This is a genomic window from Methylobacterium sp. Leaf456, assembly GCF_001425465.1.
Taxonomy (GTDB): Bacteria; Pseudomonadota; Alphaproteobacteria; order Rhizobiales; family Beijerinckiaceae; genus Methylobacterium.
This window is the reverse complement of record NZ_LMQV01000005.1, coordinates 103,908-128,215: the sequence shown is the minus strand read 5'-3', so window position 1 is coordinate 128,215 and position 24,308 is coordinate 103,908. Positions and strand designations below refer to the sequence as shown.

Annotated in this window: 24 protein-coding genes; 7 read left to right on the top strand and 17 right to left on the bottom strand. The window is 70.8% G+C overall.

The annotated features are described in order from the left end of the window. Nucleotides 1-210: 210 nt before the first annotated feature. The 4 genes from ASG52_RS06720 to ASG52_RS06705 all read right to left on the bottom strand — a co-directional run bounded on the left by ASG52_RS06720 (nucleotide 211) and on the right by ASG52_RS06705 (nucleotide 5,145). Nucleotides 211-1,503, bottom strand: a complete 1,293-nt coding sequence (locus ASG52_RS06720; protein ID WP_056240764.1) for an HlyC/CorC family transporter — start codon at nucleotides 1,501-1,503, stop codon at nucleotides 211-213. A gap of 83 nt (nucleotides 1,504-1,586) precedes the next feature. Further along, the gene (locus ASG52_RS06715; protein ID WP_056240761.1) at nucleotides 1,587-2,183 is read right to left on the bottom strand and encodes a DUF1254 domain-containing protein; all 597 of its coding nucleotides are present in this window, start codon (nucleotides 2,181-2,183) and stop codon (nucleotides 1,587-1,589) included. Next, complete coding sequence (locus ASG52_RS06710; RefSeq protein ID WP_082552400.1) at nucleotides 2,180-2,869, bottom strand: DUF1214 domain-containing protein; 690 nt, start codon at nucleotides 2,867-2,869, stop codon at nucleotides 2,180-2,182. Before ASG52_RS06710 ends, ASG52_RS06715 begins: the two co-directional genes overlap by 4 nt. 11 nt (nucleotides 2,870-2,880) lie before the next feature. After that, a complete protein-coding gene (locus ASG52_RS06705) occupies nucleotides 2,881-5,145 on the bottom strand; it encodes a transglycosylase domain-containing protein (protein WP_056240760.1) in 2,265 nt (754 codons plus the stop codon). A 500-nt stretch (nucleotides 5,146-5,645) separates the two neighbouring features. On the opposite strand from ASG52_RS06705, the gene ASG52_RS06700 reads away from it, so the two are divergent. After that, complete coding sequence (locus ASG52_RS06700; protein ID WP_056240757.1) at nucleotides 5,646-6,110, top strand: YcgN family cysteine cluster protein; 465 nt, start codon at nucleotides 5,646-5,648, stop codon at nucleotides 6,108-6,110. Between the two features lie 6 nt (nucleotides 6,111-6,116). On the opposite strand, the gene ASG52_RS06695 is transcribed toward ASG52_RS06700, so the two are convergent. Beyond that, nucleotides 6,117-6,725, bottom strand: a complete 609-nt coding sequence (locus tag ASG52_RS06695; protein ID WP_082552399.1) for a GNAT family N-acetyltransferase — start codon at nucleotides 6,723-6,725, stop codon at nucleotides 6,117-6,119. 244 nt (nucleotides 6,726-6,969) lie between these two features. On the opposite strand from ASG52_RS06695, the gene zapE reads away from it, so the two are divergent. Continuing rightward, on the top strand, nucleotides 6,970-8,187 hold the full coding sequence (zapE, locus tag ASG52_RS06690) for a cell division protein ZapE (RefSeq protein WP_056240754.1): 1,218 nt from the start codon (nucleotides 6,970-6,972) through the stop codon (nucleotides 8,185-8,187). A 134-nt stretch (nucleotides 8,188-8,321) separates the two neighbouring features. On the opposite strand, the gene ASG52_RS06685 is transcribed toward zapE, so the two are convergent. The 4 genes from ASG52_RS06685 to ASG52_RS06670 are packed head-to-tail and all read right to left on the bottom strand — an operon-like array spanning nucleotide 8,322 to nucleotide 10,684. Next, nucleotides 8,322-8,900 carry a DNA-3-methyladenine glycosylase gene (locus tag ASG52_RS06685; RefSeq protein WP_056240751.1) on the bottom strand — a complete coding sequence of 193 codons (579 nt, stop codon included), beginning with the start codon at nucleotides 8,898-8,900 and terminating at the stop codon, nucleotides 8,322-8,324. Nucleotides 8,901-8,911: 11 nt separating this feature from the next. Further along, nucleotides 8,912-9,625, bottom strand: a complete 714-nt coding sequence (rnhA, locus tag ASG52_RS06680; protein ID WP_056240749.1) for a ribonuclease HI — start codon at nucleotides 9,623-9,625, stop codon at nucleotides 8,912-8,914. 31 nt (nucleotides 9,626-9,656) lie between these two features. Further along, nucleotides 9,657-10,406, bottom strand: a complete 750-nt coding sequence (locus tag ASG52_RS06675; protein WP_286158964.1) for a hypothetical protein — start codon at nucleotides 10,404-10,406, stop codon at nucleotides 9,657-9,659. A gap of 44 nt (nucleotides 10,407-10,450) precedes the next feature. Then, on the bottom strand, nucleotides 10,451-10,684 hold the full coding sequence (locus ASG52_RS06670; RefSeq protein WP_056240746.1) for a hypothetical protein: 234 nt from the start codon (nucleotides 10,682-10,684) through the stop codon (nucleotides 10,451-10,453). Between the two features lie 558 nt (nucleotides 10,685-11,242). Here ASG52_RS06670 and ASG52_RS06665 point away from each other — a divergent pair. Next, on the top strand, nucleotides 11,243-11,572 hold the full coding sequence (locus ASG52_RS06665) for a hypothetical protein (RefSeq protein WP_056240743.1): 330 nt from the start codon (nucleotides 11,243-11,245) through the stop codon (nucleotides 11,570-11,572). Between the two features lie 68 nt (nucleotides 11,573-11,640). Continuing rightward, nucleotides 11,641-12,594, top strand: a complete 954-nt coding sequence (gshB, locus tag ASG52_RS06660) for a glutathione synthase (RefSeq protein WP_056240740.1) — start codon at nucleotides 11,641-11,643, stop codon at nucleotides 12,592-12,594. Here the strand turns inward: gshB and ASG52_RS27630 are convergent. From ASG52_RS27630 to ASG52_RS06640, 5 genes are all read right to left on the bottom strand, one after another. Then, nucleotides 12,591-12,743, bottom strand: coding sequence for a hypothetical protein (locus ASG52_RS27630; protein ID WP_162249976.1), 153 nt, complete (start codon nucleotides 12,741-12,743; stop codon nucleotides 12,591-12,593). The genes gshB and ASG52_RS27630 overlap by 4 nt on opposite strands. A 628-nt stretch (nucleotides 12,744-13,371) precedes the next feature. Continuing rightward, on the bottom strand, nucleotides 13,372-14,937 hold the full coding sequence (locus ASG52_RS06655; RefSeq protein ID WP_056240737.1) for a cation:proton antiporter: 1,566 nt from the start codon (nucleotides 14,935-14,937) through the stop codon (nucleotides 13,372-13,374). Between the two features lie 304 nt (nucleotides 14,938-15,241). Next, complete coding sequence (locus ASG52_RS06650) at nucleotides 15,242-15,994, bottom strand: N-acetylmuramoyl-L-alanine amidase (RefSeq protein ID WP_056240735.1); 753 nt, start codon at nucleotides 15,992-15,994, stop codon at nucleotides 15,242-15,244. Continuing rightward, nucleotides 15,991-16,716 (bottom strand): TerB family tellurite resistance protein, encoded by a 726-nt coding sequence (locus tag ASG52_RS06645; RefSeq protein WP_056240732.1) that lies wholly within the window; start codon nucleotides 16,714-16,716, stop codon nucleotides 15,991-15,993. Before ASG52_RS06645 ends, ASG52_RS06650 begins: the two co-directional genes overlap by 4 nt. A gap of 184 nt (nucleotides 16,717-16,900) precedes the next feature. Further along, the gene (locus ASG52_RS06640; RefSeq protein WP_056240730.1) at nucleotides 16,901-17,170 is read right to left on the bottom strand and encodes a YMGG-like glycine zipper-containing protein; all 270 of its coding nucleotides are present in this window, start codon (nucleotides 17,168-17,170) and stop codon (nucleotides 16,901-16,903) included. 214 nt (nucleotides 17,171-17,384) lie between these two features. On the opposite strand from ASG52_RS06640, the gene ASG52_RS06635 reads away from it, so the two are divergent. After that, nucleotides 17,385-17,984, top strand: a complete 600-nt coding sequence (locus ASG52_RS06635; protein WP_056240726.1) for an urease accessory protein UreE — start codon at nucleotides 17,385-17,387, stop codon at nucleotides 17,982-17,984. A gap of 7 nt (nucleotides 17,985-17,991) precedes the next feature. Next, a complete protein-coding gene (gene dusA, locus ASG52_RS06630; protein WP_082552398.1) occupies nucleotides 17,992-18,990 on the top strand; it encodes a tRNA dihydrouridine(20/20a) synthase DusA in 999 nt (332 codons plus the stop codon). On the opposite strand, the gene ASG52_RS06625 is transcribed toward dusA, so the two are convergent. The 3 genes from ASG52_RS06625 to ASG52_RS06615 form a co-directional block, all read right to left on the bottom strand. Next, nucleotides 18,991-21,339, bottom strand: coding sequence for a putative bifunctional diguanylate cyclase/phosphodiesterase (locus ASG52_RS06625; RefSeq protein WP_286158963.1), 2,349 nt, complete (start codon nucleotides 21,337-21,339; stop codon nucleotides 18,991-18,993). It lies immediately after the preceding gene. Between the two features lie 341 nt (nucleotides 21,340-21,680). After that, nucleotides 21,681-22,133 (bottom strand): response regulator, encoded by a 453-nt coding sequence (locus ASG52_RS06620; protein WP_056240723.1) that lies wholly within the window; start codon nucleotides 22,131-22,133, stop codon nucleotides 21,681-21,683. 32 nt (nucleotides 22,134-22,165) lie between these two features. Continuing rightward, nucleotides 22,166-22,633: a BLUF domain-containing protein gene (locus ASG52_RS06615; protein WP_056240719.1), complete on the bottom strand. Its 468-nt coding sequence runs from the start codon at nucleotides 22,631-22,633 to the stop codon at nucleotides 22,166-22,168. Between the two features lie 235 nt (nucleotides 22,634-22,868). Here ASG52_RS06615 and ASG52_RS06610 point away from each other — a divergent pair, with 235 nt between their 5' ends. Further along, nucleotides 22,869-24,248, top strand: a complete 1,380-nt coding sequence (locus tag ASG52_RS06610) for a flagellar hook protein FlgE (RefSeq protein ID WP_056240718.1) — start codon at nucleotides 22,869-22,871, stop codon at nucleotides 24,246-24,248. The last annotated feature ends 60 nt before the right edge of the window (nucleotides 24,249-24,308 follow it).

Here is a 24,308-nt window from a genome sequence, read left to right as displayed (position 1 = left end):
ACGCGCCAACCCGCCGAGGGCGAATCGGTTTCCACGCGAGCACGATGCGGCCGGCACACGTCCCGTTCGCGGCGGAGACCGCGGGGCCGGGACGATCGCGCAGCCGACGGCGTGCAGCAGACCCTAAGAAATCGACGTTAGAGGAACATCTTACGGCGCACAATCAAACTGTGCGCAGCGCAACCCCCTGTCCAGGGGATGGCTCCGGGCTCACGCCCCCCGCCGCGGGGCGGGCGCCACCGGGGTGATCCGCAGTGAGGTGATGCGGTTGCGCGCCTTGCGCAGCACCTGAAACCGGAAGCCGTGGAAGTTGAAGGCGGTGCCGGCGTCGGGGATGGCGCGGGCCTCGTGGATGACGAGGCCGGCCACCGTGGTGGCCTCGTCGTCGGGCAGGGTCCAGTCCATCGCCCGATTGAGGTCGCGCACCGCCACGCTGCCCTCGGCCAGCACCGAGCCGTCCGCCTGCGGGCGCAGACCGGAGACGGCGACATCGTGCTCGTCGGCGATGTCGCCGACGATCTCTTCGAGAATGTCTTCCAGCGTCACGAGACCCATCACCTCGCCGTACTCGTCGACGACGAGCGCGAAATGGGTCTTTCGCGACAGGAACGCCTTGAGCTGGTGGCGGAGCGTCGTGGTGCCGGGCACGAACCACGTCTCCAGCGCCAAGACCTCGACCTTCAGCCCCGCCGCCACGCCGCCCGCGGCATCGAGCGCCCGCAGCAGGTCCTTGGCGTGGAGCACGCCGACGATGTTCTCGTGGCTGTCGCGCCACAGCGGCATGCGGGTGTAGGGCGAGGCCAGCACCGCCCGAACGATCTCCTCGGAGGGCAGGCCGGCGTCGATGGTGCGCATCTTGGTGCGGTGGACCATCACTTCGGCGACCGTCAGCTCGCCGAGATCGAGCAGCCCGCCGAGCATGTCGCGCTGCGCCTTCTCGACGCCGCCCTCGCGGTGGAGCAGGGCGACCTGTCCGCGGATCTCCTCGGTGGGGGTGAGGATCGAGCGGCCGGCATCGATCGACAGGCCGAGCGGGCGCAGCAGCATCCGCACGACCGCCTCGACCGCGAGCGCCAGCGGCCCGAGGAGGCCGACCGCGAAGGCGACGGGGCGGGCGGAGGCCAAAGCGATCCGGTCGGGATTGTTGATCGCCAGCGTCTTGGGCAGCACCTGCGCGAAGGCGATGACCAGCACCGAGAGCGCCGCGGTGGCGTAGAGCACGCCGATCTTGCCGAACAGGTGGACCAGAACGCCGGTGGTGAAGGCGGCCGCCCCGATGGCGACGACGTTGTAACCGATCAGCATCGCGCCGATGAACCGCTCGCGCCCGGCGAGGATGCGGTTGACGAGCCCCGCCTGCCGGCTGCCGGCATTCTCCAGCGCCAGCATCCGGGCGCGCGAGGCGGCGGTGTAGGCGGTCTCGGCGCCGGCGAAGAAGGCCGACAGGATCAGCGCGATCCCGACGATGGCCGCCGCGAACCAGAACTCGGTGTGGTCGTCCATGGGCAAGACCGGTCCGGCGTCTTTGTCTGTGGGCGCGAGAGCGCGGAGCCGGAGCAGTATAGCCGCAGACGGCGCCCGTCGCCTCAGCCCTTCCCGTCCTCGGCCGTCGGCTCGGCGGGACTGTCGATGGTGCAGCCGACCGCCTGCACGGCGGCGTCGGCCGCCGCGCGCTGGCTCGGCAGGGCGGCGATGACGCGGACCACCGCGAAGCCGCGGCGGGCGGGGGCGACGATGCGCACGTCGCGGGTGACCTCGCCCGCGACGTCGTTGGCCAGCGCCTCGTCGAACTGCGTGCGGGTCATCACCACCAGGTCGAGGCCGCCGCGCACCGCCGCCTGATCGGTGAGCGCGTAGAAGGCGCCGCGGCGGGCATGGACCGAGACCGAGAGCATCAGCGAGCCGGCCTGGGCCGAGACGCGCATCGGCCCGTCGTCGAGATCGTAGGAGCAAACGCCGACCGACACCGCCGGATCAGGGTTGGGCAGCCAGGATTCCTGCGGCGGGGCATCCCCGGTCAGGCCGTGGATGCGAAGCGGGTGATCCAGCGTCTCGGAGGCCTGGGCGCGGGAAAACGCGTCGCCCTCGGCGAAGCGCGGGATCGCCAGGACGGTGGCGACATGGACGAGGCCGGCGAGCACCAACCCGGCGCCGGTGGCGAGGAGGAACGGGCCGCGGCTCATCGGGCGCAGCCCACACGCTCGATGGCCGGCAGGCTGTCGCGGTCGAGCGAGCTGACGCTCGCGGCCACTGGCGTGTCGTAGAGGCGCAGCGCGAGGCGCACCGGCCCGCGCGGGCGCGGCATCGGCAGCCAGTTGCCCGGCTGGACTTCCGGCGAGAGCAGGATCGCGAACAGGCCGTCGGCGTCGCGCAGGATCTCGGTCGAGGTGAAGTTGTCGCGCATCGGCGCCTGCTCGGCCTTGCCGCGGCCGGTGACGGTCAAAGTCCAGGCGCGGGCCGGGGGCGTGATGCCGGAGAGCCGGTAGGTGCAGGTGGCGTCGAGCGTGCGGCCGGAATCGTCGGCGGCGGCCGTCAGCAGCATGCCCTCGCCGACCGCGAGCGGGATGTCTCCGGCCCGGGCGTTGACCGCGCGGGCATAGGGGTCGGCGTCGAACGCGCCGGCCTTGGGCCACGCCGTCCAACTGCCGATCGGCGTACCGCCGAAGGGATAGCCGCCGCTCGTGGCGTAGTCGGCGGTGACGAGGCCGAGCAGCCCGCCGAGCGCCAGGGCGTAGACGACGAGCCCGACCCGCGCGCTTCGCGAGGTCGCGCCCCGCAGGAACGCGCCAAGCCGCGGCGTCCGCCGCGCGGGCGGCGCGGCCGAGGGGTCGGCGCCTCTGCCGGTCCCGGCCGGTGTCTGCATGTCCATGCGGGCAGCGCTCAAGGCGTCCCGAAGCCGGCGGCGCGGGCGCCCTCGGCGACGTCCACCGGGGCGAGGCCGGGGACCTTCTGGGGGCCGAGCGAGCCCTGGCGGGCCGGGCCCTGGGTGGTTCCCTGCGTCGTGGCCGAGCGCTCCGCCTCGACGCTGCGGAACAGGCCGTTGAGGCCGGACAGCACCTCGAACGAGCGGCGCGACAGTCGCCCGCCCGCGCTCGCGGCGGCGGCCGCCGTCTCGGCCTGGGCGACCTGCGGGCTGCCCTTGCGGTCGTTGAGGCCCGGCATCGGCTTCAGCTCGATGCCCTGGTGGGCCGGCGCCATGATCTCGTGCCACGTCATCGCGGGAAGCGAACCGCCGGTCATCTTGTTGGTCGGGCTGTGGTCGTCGTTGCCGTACCAGACGGCGCCGACATAGTTGCCGGTGTAGCCGACGAACCACGCGTCGCGGTAGCCGTTGGTGGTGCCGGTCTTGCCCGCCACCTTCACGCCCTCGATCTGGGCCTTGCGCGCCGTGCCTTCCTCGACGACCTTGTTGAGCATGTAGTTCATGTCGGCCGTCACCTGGGACGAGAGCACCTGCACCGGCGGCTCGTCGGCGTGGCGGTAGATGGTCTCGCCGCTGGAATTCTTCACCTCGACCGCCGCGTAGGGCTTGGCGAGCCGGCCGCCGTTGGCGAATACGGCAAAGCCCGCCGCCTGATCCATCACCGTCACCTCGGTGGCGCCGATGGGCAGCGAGGGCGTGTCGGTGAGCGGCGTCGTCACGCCCATCGCCTTGGCGAGCTGGATGATCTTGGCCCGGCCCGCCTTCGCGGCGTTCCACTCATGGGTGATGCCCATCCCCTTGCCGATGGCGGTCGTGATCTTGATCGGGATGGTGTTGACGGATTTCGCCACCGCGAGCCACAGCGGCTGGCGGCCCGAATAGGAGCGGCCATAGTTCTGCGGGCACCAGTTGCCGACGCAGACCGGCGAATCGACCACCGGCGAATCCGGCTTGTAGAGCCCGGCGGCGAGCGCGGCGGCGTAGACGTAGGGCTTGAACGAGGAGCCCGGCTGGCGCAGCGCATCGGTCGCGCGGTTGAACTGGCTCTCGCCGTAATCGGCGCCGCCGACCATCGCCCGGAGCGCGCCATCGGGATCGAGGATGACGACGCCGGCCTCGTCCACGTCGTATTGGTCGCCCAGCCGCCGCAGCATGCCCTCGACCGCCTGGTCGGCGGAACGCTGGATCGAGAGGTCGAGCGGCGTCTTGACGGTGAGCACCCGGTCGGAGCGGAGCTTGCCGGCATCCGCCATCCGCCGGACCTCATTGAAGGCCCAGTCGAGGTAGTAGTCGGCGGTGATGTCGCGGGTGCGCGTCACCGGGGTGGCGGGGTTGCGCAAAGCCGTCTGGATCTGGCCCTCCGTGACGAAGCCGGCCTCGACCATGTTGTGCAGCACGTCCACCGCCCGGCCGCGGGCGGCGGGCAGGTTGACGTTGGGCGAGTACTTGGTCGGCGCCTTGAACAGACCCGCCAGCATCGCGGCCTCGGCCAGCGTCACGTCCTGCAGGCGCTTGCCGAAATAGTAGTCGGCCGCGGCCACCGCGCCGAAGGTGCCGCCGCCCATGTAGGCGCGGTCGAGATAGAGCTTGAGGATCTGGTTCTTGGTGAGGTGGCTCTCCAGCCAGAAGGCCAGGAACGCCTCGTTCACCTTGCGCTCCAGCGAACGCTCGTTCGACAGGAACAGGTTCTTGGCGAGCTGCTGCGTCAGGGTCGAGCCGCCCTGCGTGCCGCCCTTTCCGCTCGAGTTCGACACCAGCGCGCGGGCGGTGCCGATCGGGTCGATGCCGTAATGCTCGTAGAAGCGCCGGTCCTCGGTGGAGAGCAGCGCCTTGATCATCAGCTCGGGGAAGTCGTCGAACTTGAGCGAGTCGTCGTGCTTGATGCCGCGCCGCCCGACCTCGGTGCCGTAGCGGTCGAGGAAGGTGACGGCGAGGTCCTGCGCCTTCAGCCAGTTGTCGCTGGTCAGGTTGAAGGCGGGCTGGGCCAGGAACAGCAGGACCATCGCGCCCGCGACGCCGACGGTGACGCCCTCGCTCGTCAGATCGAGGGCGACGCGCTTCCAGCCGCGGAACGAGAAGACCTGCATGCGCGCCTGGAAGCGCTCGTAGGCCTCGGTGGTGGAGTGGCCGCCCTCGTAGAGGCTGGAATTCATCCAGGCGTCGAAGGCGAGCGAGGCCCGCGACAGCCGTGTCTTCAGCGTCTTGAGGCTGGGCAGGCGCACGGGGTGATCCGCTTCTCTCAAACCTTCAGGGCCGGCCGTTCGGGCACCGGACGTCGGCCGACCGTGTCCCCGCCGTTCTGTAACAGGACAGCGGCGGGCCGGCGAGCTTTCGTCTCCGTTAAGGAACGCGAAGCCGGGGCCGCGGGCCCGGCCCGGGGCCTTTGAGTTTCGCTTAACCTTAACGGAGGCGTCGGTGACCCAGCCTCGCTGCCGATCCGGGCGGGCGTGTGGCGGAAGGCCGGGACGGGATTGCCGCAGCACGAGCGGATTCCACCGCCCACCGTCATTCCGGGGCGCGAAGCGAACCCGGAATCCACGACTGCCCGCAACGGGTCGCAGGGCGTCGCATCACGGACGGATTCCGGGTTCCGCTGCGCGGCCCCGGAATGACGGCGGGGGAGCAACACATGCCGGCTCCGCTTGCCCCGTCCCCCGCCTTGCGGCAGGAGGGGCGCCGTCCCGGAATGGTACGGATACGAGAGAAGCGAGGCGCCGACATCATGGCGGAGCGCGGCGAAGGGCCGTTCTGGCGGGTCAAGACCCTCGAACAGATGAACCCGGCGGAGTGGGAGAGCCTGTGCGACGGCTGCAGCCGCTGCTGCCTGCTGAAGCTCGAGGACGACGATACGGGTGAGATTCACCACACCGACATCGGCTGCACCCTGCTCGACGCCCATGCCTGCCGTTGCCGCGACTATCGCAACCGGGCCAAGCGCGTGCCGGACTGCGTGCGGCTGACCCCGCAGGCGGTGCGCGAGATCCCGTGGCTGCCGCCGACCTGCGCCTACCGCCTCCTGCGCGAGGGCCGCGACCTGCCGGGCTGGCACCCGCTGATCACGGGGCGCCGGGCCAGCGTGCACGAGGCCGGCATTTCGGTGCGCGGGCGCGTCTCGGGCAACGAGGAGGAGTTCGAGGAAGAGGAATACGTCGAGCGGATCGTCGCTTGGCCGGGCGAGGCCGCCTGACCGGCCTCACGCCGCCCGCGGCAGCGCGGCGGGCGCCGCGACGGCGAGCCCGAGATCGATCAGCCCCTCCACGCCCTCGCGCCACAGCGAGAGCGGCGTCGGGCGGGTGAGGCGGAGCGCCGCCTCGCTCTCGCCGTCGCGCAAGGAGACCTCGGCGCCGAGGCGGGCGGCCAGCCGCCGCATCGCCCCGTTCACGGATAAGCAGCGCAGATGGAGTTCGCGGACGCCGCGGTTGCGCGCGGCCTCCGCCAGCCGCTCCAGCAGCAGCAAGCCGTTGCCGGTGCGGCGAAAACCCCGCTCGACCGCGAGCGCGCCCTCGGCGCGGGCTCCGAACCGGCCGGCCAGCCCCTCGCGGCCGAGCGGACGCAGTTCGCCCAAGGCCCGCAGCGCGCCGTCGACGAAGACGCCGAACATCAGCCCCGGCGCCCGCATCGCCCGCTCGGCATGGGCCGCCACCGCTTCGTCACCGAGGGCGGCCATGAAGCGGCTGGCGCGGGCGTCGCGGTCGAGGCGCAGGAAATGGGCCCGCACGGCGGCGGCGTCCCCCGGCCAGAGGCGGCGGCAGACGACGTTCGCGCAAGGCTCGGTTCGGGAAGACAAGTCCGGTGAGGGCATGATACGCGCCTTCGCCTCAAGGCCCGGCCGACCTCGAATCGACGGCCGGCATGCTCCCCCTCCCGCGGCGGAAACTGGCGACGAACCGCGCTTGTTGCAATGCAGCAAAGTGCCGGATCGGCGGTGTCCCCCGCATGGCTGGCCCGCGCCCGCCGGCTCGACCATACCGACTTGATCCCGGCGGGAGCGCGCTGCACTTAGAAAAAACCCCGGCCCGAACGGCCGCCCAAAGACGCGGCCCCGGATGCCCACGGACAAGTTCGCTCCCTCCGACCACGCCCGCTCCGGCGCGCCCCATCCCGGTCCGGTGCGCGGCCGCTACGACGCGCTGGTCGCGGCCGGTACGATCGAGCGCGACCCGGCGCAACTGCGCCTCGTGGCGGCTTTGGACGATCTGGTGCAGGCGCTGTCGCGGCGGCGCCGGGCCAAGAAGGGCTCGGCGCTCGGCTGGCTGTTCGGCCGCAAGGACGAGGCGGCGGAGGCCACGAAGGGCCTCTACGTCTGGGGCTCGGTCGGCCGCGGCAAGACCATGCTGATGGACATCTTCCACGAGGCCGCCCCCGGCCCGAAGCGGCGCGTCCACTTCCACGGCTTCATGGCCGACGCGCACGAGCGCATCCACGCCCACCGGCAGGCGGTGAAGAACGGCACGGCCAAGGGCGACGACCCGATCCCGCCGGTCGCCGAGGCGCTGGCCGCGGAAGCCACGCTCCTGTGTTTCGACGAGTTCACCGTCACCGACATCGCCGACGCGATGCTGCTCGGGCGCCTGTTCGCCGCCCTGTTCCGCCACGGCGTCACGGTGGTGGCGACCTCGAACGTCGAGCCCGACCGGCTCTACGAGGGCGGGCTCAACCGCGCCCTGTTCCTGCCGTTCGTGGCGGAGCTGAAGCAGCGCGTGACCGTGCTGCGGCTCGATTCCCGCACGGATTTCCGCCTGGAAAAGCTCGGCGGCGCCTCGGTCTACCACGTGCCCGCGGACGCTGCCGCCGGGGCGGCGCTCGACGCCGCCTTCAAGGCGCTGACCGGCAAGGCCAAGGGCAGCCCGAGTACGGTGCGGGTGAAGGGCCGCGCGGTCGCGGTGCCGGAGGAGGCCGGGGGCGTGGCGCGCTTCAGCTTCGACGACCTCTGCCGCAAGCCGCTCGGCGCGTCCGACTACATGGCACTCGCCGTCACCTTCCACACGCTGATCGTCTCAGGGATTCCCGTCATGGGCGAGGCCGAGCGCAACGAGGCCAAGCGCTTCATCACGCTGATCGACACGCTCTACGACGCGAAGGTGAAGCTCGTCGCCGCCGCCGCCGCCGAGCCGCCGGGCCTCTACACCGCCCCCGACGGCCGCGAGGCCTTCGAGTTCGAGCGCACCGTCTCGCGGCTGATCGAGATGCGCTCGGAAGCGTATCTGGCGGAAGCCCACGGGCATGGGGTGTCGGAGTCGAGTGCGGGGCTGGTCGAGACCTGACGGTTTTTTGCTTCGTCTCCCCCACCCCTCCCCCTCATCCTGAGGTGCTGGAGCGAAGCGGAAGCCTCGAAGGAGGGCTCCAGGGATCGCTGAGATTTCTGGAGCCCTCCTTCGAGGCCCGCTGCGCGGGCACCTCAGGATGAGGGGGAGGGTGGGAGAAGCGAGCGCCGCGGCAGCGGCCGACTGACGAACGGCGAGCCCGCCAGCAGGAAGCGCCAGGGCGTATCGGCGCCCTTGGTGATGCCGATGCGGGTGGTCGCCGCCACGCTCACCGGCCCCGCAGGCGGCTCCCAGGCGAAGGGCGCCCGGTCTACAGGTACGCCATCATACGAAGAATCGATGCCGAGCGCCTGGGCGAGGCGGCCGGGGCCGGCGCAGAGGCGCCTTGGATCGGTCAGGCCGCGGCGGGCGCGTAGGGTGTCGAGGCCGGCGCTCGGGGCGAGCGCGCGCAGCAGCACGGCGCTGCCGGGCTCGCAGACGAGGTTGAGGCACCAGTGCAGGCCGTAGCTTCGGTAGACGTAGGCGCGGCCCGGGGGGCCGAACATGCTGGCGTTGCGCTTGGTCGGGCCGGAAAAGCTGTGCGAGGCCGGATCGGTGCGGTCGTAGGCCTCGGTCTCGACGATGGCGCCGCCGACGCCCTCGACGAGAAGGACGTGGCCGATCAGCGCCGCTGCGACGGTCGCGGCGGGGCGGTCGAAGAAGGCGGCGTCCATCCGCCCTCCCCTCACGACGCCTTGCGCGTGGAGAAGTCTTGCCGCGCGCGGGCGATGCCGGCGGGGCCGAGATCGAGGGCGAGGCGCAAAGCCTCCTCCAGCAGCGCCTGGGGCGTGGTGCCGGCGCGGTCCGCGGCGCGGGTGAGCGCCCCGACGAGGTCGGAGGGGAGCGCCACCGGGGTGGTTTTCTGGACGAGGCTCGGCGCCGCCGGGGCGGCGGCCGTGGCGGAGGCCGACGCCGTCGCGGAAGACGAGGACGAAGCGGCAGCCGCCGAGGCCGACGCGCTCTTGACCCCCGTCAGCGCCTCGCGGCGGCCTTGCGCAGCGAGGCGGTCGGCGCGCTCGTTGCCGGCCTCGCCCGCATGGCCGCGCACCCAGGTCCACTTCACGTCGCGGGCGGAGGCGAGCGCGTCGAGGCGCTGCATCAGGTCGATGTTCTTCACCGGCCCGGTGGCGGTGCGCCAGCCGCGGGCCTTCCAGCCGCGCATCCATTCGGTGACGGATTTGACCACGTACTGGCTGTCGCAGCGCATCTCGATCTGAGCGCCCTCGGGGAAATGCTCCAGCGCGCTGATCGCGGCGGTCAGCTCCATGCGGTTGTTGGTGGTGGCGCGCTCGCCGCCGCACAGCTCGACCGTGCCGGTCGGCGCTTGGATCACGGCGCCCCAGCCGCCGGGGCCGGGATTGGGGTCGCAGCCGCCATCCGCGTAGACGATGGTTCGCATGTTTGCCTGGGTGCTTCGGGCTCGGGCGAGCCTAATACTTGGCGATGACGGGAGGTGCCAGGGCCACCGCGGCGGCCTCGGCCAGCCCGCAGCGCTCGACGGCCTCCGGCGGCAGCAGCGGATCGAGCAGGCGGCGGCGCCCTTCCAGGAAGGCGAGCGCCTGCTCGGCCGGCACCGCCTCGCGGCCGGGCATCTCGACCAGGAAATGCTCCAGGGCGTAGCGGTAGCGCGCGACGCGAAGGCCCGTCTCGATGCGGACCCAGGCGACGAGGCAGCGGTTCTCGGCGACCCGCATGGCGGCCTGCCGCATGTCCCACTCGTCGAGGCTTTTCGCGAGCGGCAGCGCCCGCAGGCGCATGGCGTCGGCCTCGAACACGCGGGAGGCCACGCCCGCGAAGGACGGGATCAGCCGCCCGTCGGCGGTGGCGTCCTCGGAGAGGCGGCGATAGCGCGAGTACGGGGAGCGGAAGCCCTGATCGAGCAGGTCGTCGTGATAGGCCGGGAGGTCGTCGGGCCGCCACGCGGTCGGCAGCGCCCGCACCCGGGTGAGGTTGGCAAGCGCATCCTCGAACGCCGCACGCCCCTGCGCCGGCATCAGGAAGCGCCAAGCGCGGTCGCGCAGAATCTCCTCGTCGTCGGTGAGGGGCGAGGCCGAGGCCGCCAAGCCTCGCTCGCGGGCCGCGATCGTGCCCGTGGTCTCGACGAGGCTGTTCCACGTGCCCTTGGCCGGCCGCCCGAAATCGCCCTCCTGCGCGCAAGAGGCGAGGAGCGCGGCGAGCACCAGCGAAGCCAGCGGGAGTGGAAGGCGGGGCCCGCCCCCGCGGATCACGAGCGGCGGCGCTGCGGGACCGCCGGGGCGTCCGCGTCCGGCAGCCTCTCGTAGCGCACGCCCGTGAACAGCAGGATCTGGCCGCGGGGCGCGTCGTCGTCCTCGCGGCGCAGGCGGCGTGCCGGGGCCTTGGGGAAGGGCACCACGGTGGCGGGGCCGCGGCTGCGCAGGAAGGGGGTCGGTCGCTCGGAGGGCGTTTTGGTCGCAGGGGTCTTGGTTGAAGGCGTCATGAGCCTGTCCCGTCATGCGGTGGAAACCGGCGCCAGCCGCCCCCCGCCGCCTCGGGAGAGGCGACGCGGGGTGGGCACGAGCGCCGTGGACGGGCTGGTCCGTCCGGCCGGGCTGTCGAGGCCAAGCTCATCACGACGTGGTTAACGGAGTGTTTCGACCGGTCCGTCCGCGGGCCTCATCCGCGTAGGGCGCAGCGGCGAGGCGTCGCAGGTGGCAATCCGACGACACCGGCCTGCTTCTTGCTCGGACTCATCCGCCCATGGCGGGCTTATCCTCCCTTCGACTTGAGGCCCCGCGCGCATTCCGCTGCGGGGCCTTCTTTATTGGGCGAAGCGCCGCTTTCCCGGGCGGGGCGGCGTGCGGCTGGAGCATCGGGCCGAAAGGTGGGAACCGGCTCTCGGAAAAAGCCGATGCGGCACAAGAACACAGCGCATCGTGCTGGATCCGATATCCGGCACGATGCGCTGGGCACCCGATGCTGCGCTTGCTAACTCGGCGGGATGCCCGATATGCGGGGCCTCAAGGACCCTCTGGGATCGAGCGAAGGACAAGGCAGGATGCGTCCGGACTTCTCACGACTTGGCAGACGCCCGCAGATTTCGCGGGGCTTGTCCGTGGCCCTGAGACTCGCCCTCTTCGCCGTGGTCGCTCTGGCCGTGACCCCGGCCCAGGCCCAGCGCGAGGACCAGGGGCTGCAGCTCGGCTGCGCCAACGACTATTTCCGCCTTTGCGCGGGTGTCGATCCGAACAGCCCGGATGCCGAGAACTGCATGACCCGCAACCGCTCGCGGCTCTCGCCCGAGTGCCGCTCGGCGATCACCGACTACGACAAGCGCACCGGCTCGAAGAACGGCCGCGGCCGCGGCGCCGGGCAGGCGGACGACTGATATTTTTCGCCGCTGCCGGGATGAGATGTCCCGGCAGCGGCGCGGCGGGTGAAGGCGCGAGGACGAGCATGGCGTTGACCGTCGCGGTCCAGATGGACCCGATCCAGTCGATCCGCATCGCGGGCGACACCACCTTCGGCCTGATGCTGGAGGCGCAGAGGCGCGGCCACACCCTCTACACCTACACGCCGGACCGGCTCTCGCTGCAGGGCCGGCGCGTCACCGCCCACGCTTCGCCCGTGACGGTGCAGGACGTGGAGGGGGCGCACGCCACGCTCCAGGCCCCGGAGCGGATCGATTTGGGCCAAGTCGACGTGGTGCTGATGCGCCAGGACCCACCCTTCGACATGGCCTACGTCACCGCCACCCACATGCTGGAGAAAATCGCTTCCCGCACCCTGGTGGTGAACGACCCGACGGAAGTCCGGAACGCGCCCGAAAAGCTGTTCGTCCTCGACTTCCCCGACCTGATGCCGCCGACGCTGATCTCGCGCGATCGCGCCGAGATCGAGGCGTTCCGGGCCGAGCACGGCACCATCGCGATGAAGCCGCTGCACGGCCACGGCGGCGCCGCCGTGTTCCGTGTCTCCGAGGAAGATCCGAATTTCGGCTCGATGTTCGATCTCTTCGCCGCGACCTTCCGCGAGCAGTGGGTGGTTCAGCGCTTCCTCGAAAAAATCACCGAGGGCGACAAGCGCATCATCCTCGTCGAGGGCGAGCCGATGGGCGCCATCAACCGGGTGCCGGCCAAGGGCGACATCCGCTCCAACATGGTCCGCGGCGGTGCCGCCGGCGCCTCCGACCTGACCGAGCGCGAGCTTGAGATTTGCGCCAAGATCGGCCCGGAGCTGCGGCGGCGCGGCCTGATCCTCGTCGGGATCGACGTGATCGACGGGCACCTCACCGAGATCAACGTGACCTCGCCGACCGGCGTGCGCACGATCAAGCGCCTCGGCGGCCCGGACCTCGCGGGGCCGATCTGGGACGCGATCGAGGCCCGGCTGGCGACGCGCCGAAACTAGCGAAAGACCGGCAGCCCGGAGCCGATCAGGGCGAGCCCGAGGATCAGCAGCCCGCCCGCGACGGATTCGGCGAGCGCCACCCGCTCCTCGAACTGATGGGCCGTGCCCGCCAGCACGGCGCCAGCGACGAGGCATGTGAGCGAGGCCACGACCATCGCGTCACGCGCTCCCGAGATGCGGGCGGGCCCCGACGGGACGCGCCCGGTGGTGCGAAGTTGCGAGGATCATGGGAAGCATCTGTACGGAACTTGACAGTTTCGAATCGGGGTGCGTGCGCGTCCAGGCAATTTTTGCCGTTATGGACATTGGGTTTTGCGGATCAACCAAATCTTTTTGACCGAATTGCGAATGATGGGGATGTGAGATTTGGGGCAACTTGGGATTGTTACGGCGATTTACGAATTGAATTTTCATCAAACTCGGCTCTCACGGGGGCTCAAAATTGCATTCGTCCGCTAGCCCCAGCCCAAATGTTGATGGATCGAACCAAATCTAAAGAAGATCTACGATTATTCGCGTCGCATAAAATCCAAATTCGTCATTGCGAGGCGGAGCCGAAGCAATCCAGGGCTCTGCATTCATCGGATCGTTCACGCGAGTGAACGTTTCGTCGGCACGTCCTCGCCTTCTCCGAACAGGTCGCGCCCTGGATTGCTTCGGCTCCGCTTCGCAATGACGGTGTGGGCCGGCTGCCCGTCAGCGCAGCGTCGGACGGGCTTTCCCTCATAAGGCGGAGAAGAGCGTCCGACCCGCCGACACCGACCTAAAAAAGACCTCTCACGCCTCGGCCCGCGGCGTGGCGTTGAGCTCGGCCCAATCCAACTCCTCCTCCAGCACGAAGAAGGCGTCGTCGCCGATGCGGCCGGTGCGGCGGAGCGTCAGGATGCGATCGCGGGCGGCGCGCAAGGCGCGGCGGCGGGGCGCGTCGGTGGGCAGGCTCTCGGGGGCGAGCCCCTCCTCGTGCGCCTCGGCCTGGGCCAGCACCGCGTGGAACTCCCGGCGCAGGGTGTCGGCGGCCTCCGAGGTGTCACCCTTCAGGGTCTCGACCGCGGCGCCGTAGGCCTCGGCGCGCGCCCGGCCGACCTCGCGCCCGACCGGGTCGGCATCCTCCAGGCCGAGCCGCGCCAGCAGCGGGCGCAGGCTCAATCCCTGGATCACCAGGGTGCCGATCACGACGCAGAAGGCGGTCAGCACGATCAGGTCGCGATAGGGGAAGCCGCTGCCGTCCGGCCCGCCCTCCGGCAGGGCGAGCGCGGCGGCGATGGTGACGAGGCCGCGCATTCCGGCCCAGGAGACGGCGAAGCCCGCCCCCACCCCGAGATCGGCCCGCGGCTCGCCCTCGCGCGGCTCGCCGAACCGCATCCGGCGGATGCCGCTCGCGGGCAGCACCCAGGCGATGCGCACCACGATCACGGTGGCGACGATCGCACCGGCGACGACCGCGTAGGACATCGCCTGCGCCTCGGTCAGCCGCGCCAGGATCGGCCCGAGCTGGTTGCCGATCAGCACGAAGGCCAGCACGTTGAGCACGAAGATCACCGTCTCCCACACCGCGTTCGAGATCACCCGCTGGCGCGGTGCGGTCTGGTCCGCCGCGTACCGCGCCACGGTGATGGCGAAGCTGACCACGGTGAGCACCCCCGACAGCTCGACCGCCTCGGCGGCGACCCAGAGGCCGAAGGTGACGACGAACTGGAGTACGATGGCGATCGACACGTCCTCGAAGCGGCGCAGCAGCCGCAGATAGGCGAGCGCCACGAGCGGCCCGACGACCAAGCTGCCGACGACGCCGATCAGGAAGGCCGGCGCCACCTCGGTCACCGAGAAATGCCCGGTCATCGCCGCGGCGACGCCGAGGCGGTAGATCAGGAGCGAGCCCGCATCGTTGAGCAGGCTCTCGCCGCGCAGGATCGTGGCGAGGCGGTGCGGCAGCGGCACGTGGGCGAGCACCGAGAGGGCGGCCACGGCGTCGGGCGGGGCCACCACCGCGCCGAGCACGATCGCCGCCGAGAGCGGCATGTCGGGCACGAGCCACTTCGTCACGCCGGCGACCACCGCCGTGGTGACCAGCACGGCGCCGACGGCGAGCCCGGCGATGGGGCGCCAGTCGCGCCTCAGATCGCGCAGCGAGGTGTCGTAGCCCGCATCCATCAGGACGGGGGCGAGGAACAGGGCGAGCGCGAGGTCGGGATCGAGGCTGAGATTCGGCACGCCGGGCAGGAAGGCGAGCCCGGCCCCGCCGAGCGCCAGGAAGGCCGGATAGGGCGCGCCGAGGCGGCGGGCGAGCGCCGCGAGCAGCACTGCCCCGAACAGGACGCCGACGATCCAGTAGAACACGAACATGAGGGCCGGCAGATAGGGCAGGCGCAGCCTTCACCGCGCGGTGGCGACGAAACGCCGCCCGACACCGGTTCTTTCCCGAACGTGTCAGATGCGGCCGTTCGATGCCGTCGCACCCCCGTCATCGCGAGGCGGAACTGACGCGATCCAGGGCTCCGCGTGATCCGAAGAAGGCACGCCGCCGGATGAGGCGGCTTCGTCGGCGCACGATCCACACCGTTCGGCAGCGTGGCGCACCGGATTGCTTCGGCTCCGCCTCACAATGACGGCGTGGGGTGGAAACCGGGGTGATCACCCGGAAACGGTCTCAGCCCGGCCGTGCGGCGATGAGGTCGCGCAGCGTCGTGATGGTCGAGGAATCGGCCACGCCGTCGACGCGGGCGGGACGGAAATGGCGCTGAAAGGCGGTGACGACGGCGCGTGTTCCTTCGTCGAACCGGCCCGTCACCGGCTGGTCGTAGCCGTAGAGGGCGAACATCGCCTGGAGCGCGGCGATCGGCTCGCCCTCCTCGCCCCTGGCGAAGAAGCGCCCGTCGCGGATCGGGGCCGGCGCGACCCAGTGGCCGATGCCGGCGGCCGCGAGGCGGTCCCACGGGAAATTCTCACCGGGGTCCTCCTTGCGGGCGGGCGCCACGTCGGAATGGGCCAGCACGCGGGCCGCCGGGATCGCGTTGCGCCCGACGATGTCGGCGCACAGCGCGATCACCGCCCGAACCTGCGCGTCGGGATAGGGCGGCAGGCCGCCGACATGGCCCGGATGGACGATCTCGATACCGATCGAGCGGGAATTGATGTCGGTGATGCCGGCCCAGAAGCCGCGCCCGGCATGCCACGCCCGCTCGGCCTCGGGCACGAGCTGCACCACGCGCCCGTCCTCGAACACGAGGTAGTGGGCAGAGACTTCCGCCGACGGGTCGCGCAGGCGCTTGAGCGCGTCCTTGCCCGTCGCCATGCCGGTGTAGTGCAGGATCAGCAGGTCGGTCGGCCCGCCGATCCGCTCGCCGCGGTTGGCCGAGGCCAGCACCTCGGCGACATGCGGGGAATCGGGCGAAAACGTCACCGCAGGCCCCGCTCGGCCGCGATCCGGTCCCAGGCGGCGTTGATCGCCGCCAGCCGGCGGGTCGCGATCGCCACCGCCTCGGGCGGCAGGCCGCGGGCGAGCGCCCGGTCGGGATGGGTCTCGGCCACGAGCCCGCGATACCCCGCCTTCAGCGCGGCGTCGTCGGCCGAGCGCTCCAGGCCGAGCACGAGATAGGGATCGTCGGCGAGCCGGACGTGGCGGGCGGTAATGCGGCGGAAACCATCGTCGTCGAAGCCGAAGATGCCGGCGACCGCGCGCAGATAGCGCTCCTCCTTCTCGTGGATCGCCCCGTCGGCCTTGGCGATGTGGAACAGGCCGTCGAGCACGTCCTCCAAGAGCGCGGGCTCGTCGCCGAAGGTCGTGGCGAGCTGGCCGGCATAGGCCTCGAACCCATCGGTCGTCGCCTTGGCGAGATCGAACAGGCGCTCGACGCCGGCCCGCGCCTCGGGCTCGACCTGCACCACCTGCCCGAAGGCCTGGACCTCGGAATCCGTCACCACGCCGTCGGACTTCGCCATCTTGGCCGCCAGCGCGACGAGGCCGGTGGTGAACACCACGTCCCGCGGCGTCGGCCCGAACGGCGCGCCCTCGCGATCGACCAGGAAGTGGCCGGCGACACCGCCGATGAGCGCGCCGATCGGCCCGCCGACCAGCCCGCCGAGCCCGGCCCCGCCGATCTTGCCCCAGAGGCCGCCGCTCACCGGCCGGCTCCGTTCGGGGGGACGCGGAAGGGATCGGGACGGGGCACGGGCGCTCGGAGGTTCTTTTCGGGGGAATCGATCACCGCAGCTTAACGCCGCAAAGCGGGGCGCGGCGCAAGCCCGCCTCAAACGCGAAGGGGCCGGGGCTCCCCGAGCCCCGGCCCCTTCTGCCTTCTCGCTGGAATCAGCGGCAGTAGACGTTGCCGAATTCGTCGCGGTAGGTGCCGTAGGGGCAGCGCGGGGCCGTGGCGGCACCGGCGATGGCGCCACCGGCGCCGCCGATCGCGGCACCGGCGAGCGCGCCGCCGGCCCGGCCGGTGGCGAGGCCGCCCACCGCAGCGCCGAGGCCGGCGCCGAGGACGCCGCCGCCGAGCGCGCGGTCCTGGGGCGTGTTGCAGGCGCCGAGCGAGAGCGCGAGGCTGCCGGCGAGCGCGGCGGCGATCAGGGTCTTCATGGTCGTGCAACTCCCTTGTGCAACGGTGCTCCGGCCTCGTCGCGGACACGATCGCCGCCGGGCACCGATGGTCTCCCAGCACCGGCACGTGAAACGGCCAAGATTGCGACCGGTTCACGCCGGGGCATGACTTTTCGGCCCGCGCCTGCCATCTGAGGCGCACCTGTTGCAAAAACGTCGGCCTTTCCGGCCCGCGCGTCGTCCCGAGGATGCCATGCCCACAGCCCGCCAGATCGTCCGCAAGGCCGCCGTCCGGCCCGAGCAGGTCGTCGATACGCTGACCCTCGACCACGCGGCCCGCGGACAAGCGCATGCCCACTTCCACACGGCGGGCGGCTTCTGCGTCGATCTCGCCCTGGAGCGGGCCTCCGGCCTGGAGGACGGCGATGCGCTCCGCCTGGAGGACGGGCGCCTCGTCGGCATCAAGGCCGCCGAGGAAGCGCTGCTCGAAGTGCGCGCCGGCAGCCCGGCCCGGTTGCTGCGCCTCGCCTGGCAGCTCGGCGGCAGCCACGTCCCGGCCGAGGTCGGCGCGGACGTGCTCTACGTGCCGGCGAGCGCGGCAGAGCTGGTGCGCGGCTCAGGCTGTTCCGCGGAGCCGGTCTCGCGCGCCTTCCGCCCGGAAAAGGCCGCCCACGATCACAGCACCTGCGGCCACGACCACTCGCACGACCATCACGACCACGATCATCATCATCACGCCGAAAAGCACGATCACGGGCACACGCATGCCCACACGCACGAGCATTCCCACGAACACGCTCATGAGCATTCGCACGACCACAAGCACGGACATGACCACGACCACCGGCACTGAACGGCCGATGATCGCCCGCGACCTGCGCTTCTCCGTCGCGCCGATGATGGACTGGACCGACCGGCATTGCCGGGCGTTCCATCGCGTGATGTCGCGGCGCGCCCGGCTCTACACCGAGATGGTGACCACGGGGGCGGTGCTGCACGGGGACCGGCAACGGCTGCTCGGGTTCGACGCGACCGAGCAGCCGGTGGCGGTGCAGCTCGGCGGCTCCGATCCGGGCGATCTGGCGCGAGCGGCGCGGATCGCGGAAGAGTTCGGCTATGCCGAGATCAACCTCAATGTCGGTTGCCCGTCCGACCGGGTGCAGGAGGGCCGCTTCGGCGCCTGCCTGATGCGCGAGCCGGCTTTGGTGGCCGAATGCGTGGCGGCGATGAAGGCCGCTGTGTCCGTGCCGGTGACGGTGAAGTGTCGCCTCGGCGTCGATGATCAGGACACCGAACTGGCGCTCGACGCGATGGCCGAGGCGGTGGTTGCTGCGGGCGTCGATGGGCTGATCGTGCATGCCCGCAAGGCGTGGCTGAAGGGCCTGTCGCCGCGGGAGAACCGCGACGTGCCGCCGCTCGATTACGGCCGCGTCGCCCGCCTCAAGGCGGCTCGGCCCGGCCTGCCGATCGCGATCAACGGCGGCATCGCGACCCTTGAAGCCGCGCAGGAACGGCTCACGCAAGTCGACGGCGTGATGGTGGGGCGCGCCGCCTATACCGAACCGGCGATCCTGCTCGGCGTCGATCCCGAACTTTTTGGCGAGCCCGCCCCGGTGGCGGACGCCTTCGCCGCGGTCGAGGCGCTGGCGCCGACGATCCACGACGCGCTCGCCGCCGGCACGCGGCTCCATTCCTTCACCCGACACATGCTGGGCCTGTTCAACGGCCGGCCCGGCGCGCGGGCGTTCCGGCGGCATCTGGCCACCGCCGGCATGGCCCCGGAGGCGAACCTCGCCACCCTGCGCGAGGCGGTGGCGAAGGTGTCGCGCGAGCGCCCGCCGGCGCGCGAAGCGGCGTGATCAGGCGGCGCGCCGTCCGCCGCCGTTCCAGGCCTTGAGCAGCGCCGGCAGTTCGGTCGCGGGCACGGGCGGGCTGAACAGGTAGCCTTGCACCTCGTTGCAGCCCTCCTCGCGCAGGCGACGGAGCTGCTCGGGCGTCTCGACGCCTTCCGCCGTGGTGGTCATGCCGAGGCTGGAGGCGAGGCTGATCACCGCCCGCACGATGAAGCCCGAGCCCTGCTCGATGGTGAGGTCGCGGATGAAGCAGCGGTCGATCTTCATCTTGTCGAAGGGGAAGCTGCGCAGGTAGCTGAGGCTCGAATAGCCCGTGCCGAAATCGTCCATGGCGATGCGGGCGCCCAGGCCCCGCAGGCCGTGCAGGATCGCGACCGTGGCGTTGCCGTTGACCAGCAGCACGCTCTCGGTGATCTCCAGTTCGAGCCGGGTTGCGGGCAGGCGGCTCTCCGCCAGCGCGTCCCGCACCGTGGCGATGAGGCCCGACGAGGTGAACTGCGCCGCCGAGACGTTGACCGCGACCTTGAGGTCGTCGGGCCAGCCCGCCGCCTCGCGGCAGGCCTGCCGCAGCACCCATTCGCCCAGCGGCACGATCAGGCCGATCTCTTCGGCCAGCGGCACGAACTCGGTGGGCGAGACCCGGCCGCGCACCGGATGGGTCCAGCGCAGCAGCGCCTCGAAGCCGCAGATGCGCTCGGCGGCGATGTCGTAGATCGGCTGGTAGTGCAGCTCGAACGCCTTCGCCTCGAAGGCGGCGCGCAGGTCGAGTTCGAGAGCGCGTCGGGCCCGGAGGCGGGCGTCCATCTCGGCCTCGAAGAAGCGGTAGACGCCGCGCCCGTCCGCCTTGGCGCGGTAGAGCGCCACGTCGGCGCACTGCATCAGGCGGTCCGGCTCCAGCCCGTCGGCGGGGCTCAGCGCGATGCCGATGCTGACCCCGACCGTCACGGAATGGTGCGTCAGGGTGTAGGGCGCGCTCACCACGTCGCGGATGCGGCGCGCGAGCGTGCCGGCATCCTCCGGCCCCTCCACCCCGGCCTGGATCACCGCGAACTCATCGCCGCCCAGGCGCGCCACGGTGTCGACCTCGCGCAGGCAGGCCCGCAGCCGGTGCGCCACCGCCCGCAGCAGCTCGTCGCCGACGGCGTGGCCAAGGGTGTCGTTGACCTGCTTGAAGTTGTCGAGGTCGAGGCACAGCACGGCGAAGCCGGTGTCGCGCCGCGCCAGCGTCACCGCGCCCTCGATCCGCTCGCGCAGGAGCAGGCGGTTGGGCAGGTCGGTGAGCGCGTCGTGCCGGGCCATGTGGGCGATGCGGGCCTCCGCCTGCCAGCGCTCGGTCACGTCCTCATAGATCGCCGCGAAGCCGCCATGCGGCAGCGGATGCATCGCCACCGCGACGACGCGCCCGTCGGTGAGCCGCTGGACCTGCGTGGCGGACTCGGAGCGGAGCAGGGCATCGACCTCGGCCAGCGCATCGGCGACGCTCGCCTCCGGATGACTTCCCGCTTCGATGTTGAGGCGCAGCACTTCCGCGGCGCTCATGCCGGGGACGACGCGGCCGGGGCTCAATCGGAAGATCTCGTGGTAGCGCCGGTTCACCGCCAGGAGCCGGTGGTCGGCATCGTAGAGCAGGAAGCCTTGGGGCATGGTGTCGAGCGCCGTCTCCAGCCGGCACAGGCGCTCGTTTGAAGCCGCCTCGCGCGCGCGCTCTTCGGTGACGTCGATGAGCAGCGTCAGCCCGGCCCCGTCGGGCAGGGCGGCGCGGGTGGCGCGGAACCGGCGCCCGTCGGGCAGGACGGTCTCGTCCCCCTCGCCCAGCCCCCCCGCGGCGGGTCCGGCCAGGACGACGCGCCCGTCGGCCTCAGCGAACCGGACCGCGATGGCCGCGCCGGGCAGGCCGGCCGCGAGCGCCGCGCCGATCCGGGCCTCGGGCGAGCGGCGGGCGGCGGCGACTTGCCCGGCGAGGTCGTCGCGCGCGGCGCGCAGCGTCGCGAGGCGCCCGAGCAGGGTGTCGAAATCGATGAGCCCGGTCCGGCCGTGCGCCGCCGCGGTGGGGCCCTCGGCGATGGCGGCGGCGAGCTGCCCGGCGCGGTCGGCGCTGCGGACGATGTCGTGGGCGAGCCGCACCAGGGTCAGGGCGGCAAGGAGCAGGGCCGCCGCCACGGCGGCCGCGACGATGCCGCCGCGGGCGGCGGGATCGATGCCGAACTGGACGCCGAGCACCGTCATCCCGAGGGCGACGACGATCAGGCCGAGCCACAGGCCAGCCTGCAGGACGCGCTCGCGGATGGTCTCGGGCAGGGCCGCGGCATCGAGGGGCGCCCCGTCGCCCTCCTCCGATTGGGTCGGCGCGCGCATGTCGGCACGATGTTCGGCAGGCAATCGCATGGGGTCCTGAGCCGCTCCCTCGTCCGAGGTTCTTATCGGAACAAGGTTAAGGGCGCCTCACGAAATACCCGCGATGGTCCCTTTTTGGCGCCAGTGGCGCCCTGTGCGGGCGGCTTACGGTTCGTGCGCGCGCCTTGAGTTGCGAAGCGGCTTTCTCCGACCACTTTCCAACCCACCCCCCTCATCCTGAGGTGCGAAGCATAGCGTAGCCTCGAAGGAGGGCTCCAGAACTCTCAGTGAGTACTGGAGCCCTCCTTCGAGGCTGCTGCGCAGCACCTCAGGATGAGGGGAATCGATGGGAGAAACGGCGCTCAGAATTTGCCAAGCAGCGGGAATTCCTGGCTCAGCGTCGATTCCGGCGGCAGCGGGGCTTCGCGGCGGCGGGGCTTGCGGTTGAGCACCTGCTTCAGCTTGGTCTTGAGGAGGTTGATGTCGAACGGCTTGAGGATGAAGGCGTCGGCGCCCGCCACGTGGGCGAGGTTGATGTCCTCGAAGTCGAACGAGGCCTCGGTGAGGATGAAGGGCGTGTTCATCAGGGTGTCGTCGGCCCGGATCTCGCGCAGGAGCTGCAAGCCGTCCATCGGCTCCATGGCGAGGTCGGAGATCACCAGGGCGTAGCGGCGCTCGCGCAGGCGGATCAGCGCCTCGGCGCCGTCGGCCACGCCATCGACTTCGGGGAAGCCGAGCCGGGTCATCAGCTCGATGACGAGTCGCAGCAGCTTGGGCTGGTCGTCGACGATCAGGATGGGGAGGGTGTCGCTCATGGGTTCCCGCAGCCCTTGTGAGGCCTTCTACCTTACACGAAAAGGTGGTCGATGCCCTGCTTGGCCATCGACTCGGCCTGGAGGGTGGCAGCGAGGCCGTGGATGGCGGCGCCCTTCGGCGTGCCGCGCTGGAGCATCGGCAGCAGCCCGGCCTTGGCGAAATGGACCTCGTTGGCGGCCCCGCGCGTCACCGTGGTGAAGGAGGTGACGAATTCCCGCTTCACGATTTCGCGCCACTCCACGATCTGCACATCGCGGTGGCGGTTGTCGTTGGCGATGCGCTGGAACGTCTCGTGGACCGACGCCCGCTCGCCCTCGACCACCTGCAGCGCGAACGGGCCGTCGAGGATGAGGAAGCTCGTGATGACCGCGAACTCGTTCTTCTTCTGAGCCTGCCGTGTGATCTCGCCGATCTGCTTGGTCCGCGCGGCCGGGTCGGCCGAGAGGTTCAGGCGCGAGAAGTAGATCAGGTGGACGAGGCTCGTCCTCTTGCTTTTCATCGATCTCGTCCGGGCGAAGGCCAGCAGCGCACGCTAACAACATTCGACATAACGGGGCGTAAACGGCGCGAGGCGGCAGTTTCTGCCGGCCTCAAGCCACGGCGAGGTCCGAATCTGCCGGGCGCGTCGCCACCCACCTCAATGATTTCAATGATTTAAGAATGGCACAGGGGTTGCGCCGTCTCGTCCCGAAGTGCCGGCCGCCGCGAGCGGTCCTTTGGGAGAAGCCAGGGCCATGGACGTTTTTTCCGCGCTGCAGACGGCGGTCTCGGGCCTGAGGGCGCAGGCCTTCTCCCTCGACAACATCTCCGGCAACATCGCGAACTCGCAGACCACCGGCTACAAGCGGATCGACACCAACTTCGTCGATCTCATCGCCGAGCGGGACACCAAGCATCAGGTCGCCGGCACGGTCGCGGCCTATTCCGAGCTGACTAACACGATCCAGGGCAACCTGCGCGACACCGGCGTGTCCACCAACATGGCGCTCAACGGCAACGGCTTCTTCGTCGTCCAGAAGAAGAGCGTCGATTCCGGCGGCGGCACGGCTTTCTCCGGCAACAACCTCTACACCCGCCGCGGCGACTTCTCCCCGGACAAGGACGGCTACCTCGTCAACGGCGCGGGCTCCTACCTCACCGGCGCGAGCCTCGACCCGGCCACGGGGCAGACGGTCTCCAACGGCCCGATCCAGATCTCGAACGATCTGCTGCCGGCCAAGGCCACGGGCACGATCACCTACGCGGCCAATCTCCCCCGCACGCCGACCACGACGGGGCCCAAGACGAACAACGGCCTCCTGCAGAATGTCGATGGCAGCGACTGGCTGGTGACCGAGGGCAACGCGACCGGCAAGACGGTGCCGGACGCCAGCGCCCAGACCCTGATCGACAACAGCATCGCCGGCCCCGCGCTCACCGTCTACGACGCCTCGGGCGCGCCGGTGAGCCTGCAGACCCGCTGGGCCAAGGTAGCGAACGCCAGCAGCGCGACCACCCCAGCCACCCAGGACACGTGGAACCTGTTCTACGCCGACAAGAGCAGCGTCTCGGGCAGCAACACGAGCTGGACCAATGTCGGCCAAGCGTTCCAGTTCACCAACGGCCAGCTCACGGCGCCTGCGGGCGGCACCCTGGCCATCGACAGCCTGACGGTCGATGACGTGCCGGTCGGCCCCGTAACCCTCGACCTCAGCGGCGGCCTGACCCAGTACGCCTCGTCGAGCGGCACGGTCTCGACCAACACGCTCAAGCAGAACGGCTACGCCTCGGGCTCGCTCAACGCGGTCGATGTCGGCGAGAACGGCGTCATCAGCGGCACCTATTCCAACGGCAAGACCCTCGAACTCGCCCGGATCGAGGTGGCTCAGTTCATCAATCCCGACGGGCTCAAGCCCGACTCGCTCGGCAACTATCAGCAGACCACCAATTCCGGCGAACCGCTGAGCGGGCTGCGCGACACCACGGTGGTGGGCGCCAACGTCGAGCAGTCGAACACCGACGTGGCGTCCGAATTCTCCAAGATGATCGTCACCCAGCAGGCCTACTCGGCCAACACCCGGGTGATGTCGACGGCGCAGAGCATGATCTCGGATTTGATCAACGTCATTCGCTGATTCTCAACAACTCTCCTCCCCCTTGTGGGGAGGGGACACCCGGACCCGATGAAGGAGCCT

Bases quoted from the DNA above. Each gene is read 5' to 3' on its own strand.
- zapE (WP_056240754.1), top strand. From the start codon at position 6,970: ATGCCCACGGACAAGTTCGCTCCCTCCGACCACGCCCGCTCCGGCGCG.
- ASG52_RS06635 (WP_056240726.1), top strand. From the start codon at position 17,385: ATGCCCACAGCCCGCCAGATCGTCCGCAAGGCCGCCGTCCGGCCCGAG.
- rnhA (WP_056240749.1), bottom strand. From the start codon at position 9,625: ATGCGAACCATCGTCTACGCGGATGGCGGCTGCGACCCCAATCCCGGC.
- ASG52_RS06615 (WP_056240719.1), bottom strand. From the start codon at position 22,633: ATGAAAAGCAAGAGGACGAGCCTCGTCCACCTGATCTACTTCTCGCGC.
- ASG52_RS06640 (WP_056240730.1), bottom strand. From the start codon at position 17,170: ATGAAGACCCTGATCGCCGCCGCGCTCGCCGGCAGCCTCGCGCTCTCG.
- ASG52_RS06655 (WP_056240737.1), bottom strand. From the start codon at position 14,937: ATGTTCGTGTTCTACTGGATCGTCGGCGTCCTGTTCGGGGCAGTGCTG.
- ASG52_RS06610 (WP_056240718.1), top strand. From the start codon at position 22,869: ATGGACGTTTTTTCCGCGCTGCAGACGGCGGTCTCGGGCCTGAGGGCG.
- ASG52_RS06620 (WP_056240723.1), bottom strand. From the start codon at position 22,133: ATGAGCGACACCCTCCCCATCCTGATCGTCGACGACCAGCCCAAGCTG.
- ASG52_RS06665 (WP_056240743.1), top strand. From the start codon at position 11,243: ATGCGTCCGGACTTCTCACGACTTGGCAGACGCCCGCAGATTTCGCGG.
- ASG52_RS06695 (WP_082552399.1), bottom strand. From the start codon at position 6,725: ATGCCCTCACCGGACTTGTCTTCCCGAACCGAGCCTTGCGCGAACGTC.
- dusA (WP_082552398.1), top strand. From the start codon at position 17,992: ATGATCGCCCGCGACCTGCGCTTCTCCGTCGCGCCGATGATGGACTGG.
- ASG52_RS06700 (WP_056240757.1), top strand. From the start codon at position 5,646: ATGGCGGAGCGCGGCGAAGGGCCGTTCTGGCGGGTCAAGACCCTCGAA.
- ASG52_RS06710 (WP_082552400.1), bottom strand. From the start codon at position 2,869: ATGGACATGCAGACACCGGCCGGGACCGGCAGAGGCGCCGACCCCTCG.
- gshB (WP_056240740.1), top strand. From the start codon at position 11,641: ATGGCGTTGACCGTCGCGGTCCAGATGGACCCGATCCAGTCGATCCGC.
- ASG52_RS06685 (WP_056240751.1), bottom strand. From the start codon at position 8,900: ATGGACGCCGCCTTCTTCGACCGCCCCGCCGCGACCGTCGCAGCGGCG.
- ASG52_RS06670 (WP_056240746.1), bottom strand. From the start codon at position 10,684: ATGACGCCTTCAACCAAGACCCCTGCGACCAAAACGCCCTCCGAGCGA.
- ASG52_RS06715 (WP_056240761.1), bottom strand. From the start codon at position 2,183: ATGAGCCGCGGCCCGTTCCTCCTCGCCACCGGCGCCGGGTTGGTGCTC.
- ASG52_RS06625 (WP_286158963.1), bottom strand. From the start codon at position 21,339: ATGCGCGCGCCGACCCAATCGGAGGAGGGCGACGGGGCGCCCCTCGAT.
- ASG52_RS06720 (WP_056240764.1), bottom strand. From the start codon at position 1,503: ATGGACGACCACACCGAGTTCTGGTTCGCGGCGGCCATCGTCGGGATC.